The sequence below is a fragment of the Micromonospora sp. NPDC092111 genome, assembly GCF_044755745.1.
GTDB lineage: Bacteria > Actinomycetota > Actinomycetes > Mycobacteriales > Micromonosporaceae > Micromonospora.
In genome coordinates this window covers 1-3,465 of sequence record NZ_JBIVRQ010000038.1, presented here as the reverse complement: position 1 = coordinate 3,465, position 3,465 = coordinate 1, and the positions used below count along the sequence as shown (strand labels likewise).

Sequence of the window (3,465 nt, the reverse complement as noted above, 5' to 3'; positions counted from 1 at the left end):
TACACTCAGTTTCATAAAAGTCGTGGCTGACCTGCGGAAACATCGCCGCAGTTGGCCCGAGCACCCCTACGCGGGCGCGCAAGCCCGCATCGAGACAAGGAGCCCCGATGGCTACAGGGTCGGAACCGCCGGAGGAGTTGCAGCGAGGAACGGCGGCGCTCGTGATCGCGCGGGCCATCCGGAACGACATCGAGTCCGGAAGGCTGGCGCATGGGCGGCAACTGCCCGGCACCAGGAGCCTGGCTGAGTCTTGGAACACCAGCGTTGCCACGATCAATCGAGCGATGGGGATGCTGGCCGATGAAGGGCTTGTGATCAATCGAGCGAGGTCAAGCCGAATCGTTCACTACCCAGCAGGGGCGACGGACCGGCGAGGTCCCCGCGTGATTCTCATCGGGGGCTACCCGGGGTCGGGAAAAACTGAGTTGGGCCGTATCGTTTCCCGCCAAACAGGCTGGGCGATTCTCGACAAGGACACGACGACCCGGCCGGTAGTTGAGGCTGCTTTAGAGCGTCTGGGGAACTCGCCGCATGATCGAGAGTCGGAAACGTACATGACCGCCATCCGACCCGCTGAATACGAGGCGCTGATGGCGACCCTTGCAGAGAACTTGCAGTGTGGTTCTTCAGTGGTCGTGACCGCGCCGTTTCTTAGGGAACTTAGCGACGAAGCATGGTGTGGTCGGCTGGCGGCTACGGTGGCGGCCTACAACGGGACTCTTCAAGTCGTCTGGGTCTACTGTGATGCCTTGACGATGCACACTTACATTCGCCGTCGGGGTGCCGCTCGGGATGACTACAAGCTCGCCAAATGGGACGACTACGCTGACGGCGTTGACTTCGCTTTCGCTCCAAAAATTCCGCATGTTCGAATCGACAACTCTGCTGGTGCCAGGCCATTGCAGGATCAGGCGAAAGAGCTGCTAAGCACAGTGGCCGATCGATGAATAGGGGCCTGATCCTCTACGGCGCTCCCGCGAGCGGAAAAGACTCGATTACGGTCGATCTAGTTGCTCGATACCCCCACCTTGAGCACTTCAAGCGGTTGAAATGCGGCCCCGGCAGAACGAGCGGATATCGGATGATCCGCGAGGATCAAGTCAACAGGCTGCGCCAGGCACCCGGAGCGATTCTGTGGGAGAACAGCCGGTATGGTGCGACGTACTTGGTCGACCGCTTCGGGCTAGATGACCTTTGGCGGTTGGGTAGAGTGCCTGTCGTTCACCTGGGCCAGGTCGAAGCAATCGAAGCCGTAGTCAGCGGCACCGAGGCGGGATGGACTGTCGCTGAGCTGTTTGCCCGGCCGGCTGTACTCGGCAAGCGTATCCAGTTGCGCAGCACGGGGGACGAGGCTGAACGGGTCGCGGCTGTCGAACAAACGCTTCGCCTGCCCGCCGCTGATATCCGGATCGACACGGGTGCTCTGTCGATCAGAGAAGCGGCAGACGCTATCGTCCGCTGCATGGAAGATCAGCCGCAACCGTGATTGCCGTTTCCTGCCGGCAGTGTGGTTAGAGCGTAGTGTGTTCAGACTTTCTTTACTTGGTCAAGGGCGGGCCTGCGGCCCGCCGCCGTGTTCGCGCCGGGGCGCGCGTGCGGCCTGGCGGCCGGTCACGCCCCGGCGCACGGCGTAGCAAGAGGAGCGATCGACAGCCGCAGCCGCCGGGCCGGACACACGCGGGATACCGGGGCACGCGCAGTGCCCGACGCCGGTCGGACAACCCCCGTGTACCCCGGCGCTAGAACGGGCCGCCGCCGGAGCTTGGCTCCGAGGATGACGCGCGGGGGAGGACCGGCAAGCCCCAAGCATGGGGGCGGCGGTCGCGGTGCCCCCGCGGTGACCCCCCGCGCCAGCTCATACCGCCGTCTAGGTCAGGTCAAACCCGGCACCTGGGAAGGGGGTGGGGGCCGCCGTGGGCGGGGTCGTCGTCCAGGAGCCGACGCCTTCGCCGGTTCCGGTCAAGTCAAAGGCGCTGCTGTGGCGGTGTCCACCGGGTGTTGGGCCGTGACACGAAAGCCGAGCCCGACGTCAGGCGCCCATCAGAACGACGGACCCGCTTGAGGCCCGCCAGCCGTACGAAGATCTCCCGCTTGGTGACGGCCTGGCCCTGGCCGTCGAGCTGGTAGCCGGTCACCCACGCCCAGCCGTCATACGTGGGCCGGGGGCAGATCGAGATCACCCGGAACACGAAGGCCGGCGTTCTCGCAAACTGCACCGACGCTTCCCGGCTGATCAGCAGCTCTTCACCCGGCGTCGGGGGCTGGAGGTGGGGAAGGCCCCGTGCGTCAGGAGACATGCTCTTCCTCCCTGCGGTGGCCCTGCCCGACCGGATTCGGAGGAGACCGGCCGGGCAGGGGTACCGCCGCACCGGGGAGCGGGTTCGGGTCCTCCACGACCAGCACAGCGGGATAGCCGCACCATATCCCAACCGGTCCATGGTGGTCCATGGTCTACCAAGCCTGACCAGCGCCGTCCCTACCCACCTACCGTCAAGACGTGATTGACCCCGAAGGGCCAGTGCCGCTGTATCAGCAGTTGGCGGCGATCCTGCGCGAGCGGATCGAGCGCGGCGACCTGGTGCCCAACCGGCCGATCCCCAGCGTTGCCCGGCTTCAGCAGGAGTACGGCCTGGCGCGCGGCACCATCCTCCACACGGTGCGCGTGCTGGTCGATGAGGGCTTGGTCTACGTGGTGCCCGGGAAAGGCGCGTTCGTCAAGGACCGTTGAGTCGGTGCCCGCTCAGCAGCGACCAGCACGGATGTAGCCATCGCACCACGCCGGGGCCTCCACCCTCCAGACTCGCCACCCGCCCCAGTCCTCTCGGACCTCGAAGCGCCACGCGTGCCGGCTGCCCGTCAGCGAGAGCTGATCTTGCCACCAGACGGCGTGAACCTCTGTGGCGACCAGGGCGACACCGTCCCGAACCTGGCTGACCCGCAGCGGACCCGATTCCAGCTTGCTTGGCGGATTGCCTGATCTTGACATCTCCGCCCGGTACGCGCGCCACTGGTCGGCCAGATCGTCGCGGCGGTCGGCGGCAAGGACCCGCCGGAGCCCCGCGTCATTCCCGTTGCTCAGCCGTAGCAGGTAGACGGCTACCGCAGCGTCCGGGGCAGGCTCGCCCGACTCCGCCTGAACCTGGATTTTTACCGCCCATGCCACAGGAACGGCGAGCGCTCCTGAACACGCCATCACGACGAGGGACAGAAGGACCCACGGCCAGCGCTTCGAGGTGGCTTCCCGCTTCACGCCAGGCACCCTAGTGATCATGAATTGACTTGATCAAATCGAGCGACCGATGCCGATGGGCAGTAATGATCATCGGGCACAGATCCGGCCCAACTGAGCGCGAAAACCGGCGTAAAACGTCGAGAGCTGTTGAACGCTCCCGCCCTGCTCAGCGGACGGATCTGTCCGTTTCCAGGTGATGCCTGGGCGGTCTCCGACATTAGTACGTGCAATCC

Annotated in this window: 4 protein-coding genes and 1 pseudogene; 3 read left to right on the top strand and 2 right to left on the bottom strand. The window is 65.3% G+C overall.

Going from position 1 to position 3,465, the window contains the following annotated elements:
• The first annotated feature begins 107 nt into the window (after nt 1-107).
• Together ACIQG9_RS29710 and ACIQG9_RS29705 are read left to right on the top strand one after the other, a co-directional pair.
• Nucleotides 108-947: a GntR family transcriptional regulator gene (locus ACIQG9_RS29710; protein WP_400408542.1), complete on the top strand. Its 840-nt coding sequence runs from the start codon at nt 108-110 to the stop codon at nt 945-947.
• A gap of 134 nt (nt 948-1,081) precedes the next feature.
• Nucleotides 1,082-1,486: a hypothetical protein gene (locus tag ACIQG9_RS29705; protein WP_400408540.1), complete on the top strand. Its 405-nt coding sequence runs from the start codon at nt 1,082-1,084 to the stop codon at nt 1,484-1,486.
• 538 nt (nt 1,487-2,024) lie between these two features.
• On the opposite strand, the pseudogene ACIQG9_RS29700 reads toward ACIQG9_RS29705, so the two are convergent.
• Nucleotides 2,025-2,297 (bottom strand): annotated as a pseudogene (locus tag ACIQG9_RS29700) (hypothetical protein); the annotation flags it as partial.
• A 200-nt stretch (nt 2,298-2,497) separates the two neighbouring features.
• Here ACIQG9_RS29700 and ACIQG9_RS29695 point away from each other — a divergent pair.
• The gene (locus ACIQG9_RS29695; RefSeq protein WP_400408538.1) at nt 2,498-2,728 is read left to right on the top strand and encodes a GntR family transcriptional regulator; all 231 of its coding nucleotides are present in this window, start codon (nt 2,498-2,500) and stop codon (nt 2,726-2,728) included.
• Nucleotides 2,729-2,740: 12 nt separating this feature from the next.
• Here ACIQG9_RS29695 and ACIQG9_RS29690 read toward each other — a convergent pair whose 3' ends face one another.
• Nucleotides 2,741-3,250 carry a hypothetical protein gene (locus ACIQG9_RS29690; protein WP_400408537.1) on the bottom strand — a complete coding sequence of 170 codons (510 nt, stop codon included), beginning with the start codon at nt 3,248-3,250 and terminating at the stop codon, nt 2,741-2,743.
• Nucleotides 3,251-3,465 lie beyond the last annotated feature (215 nt).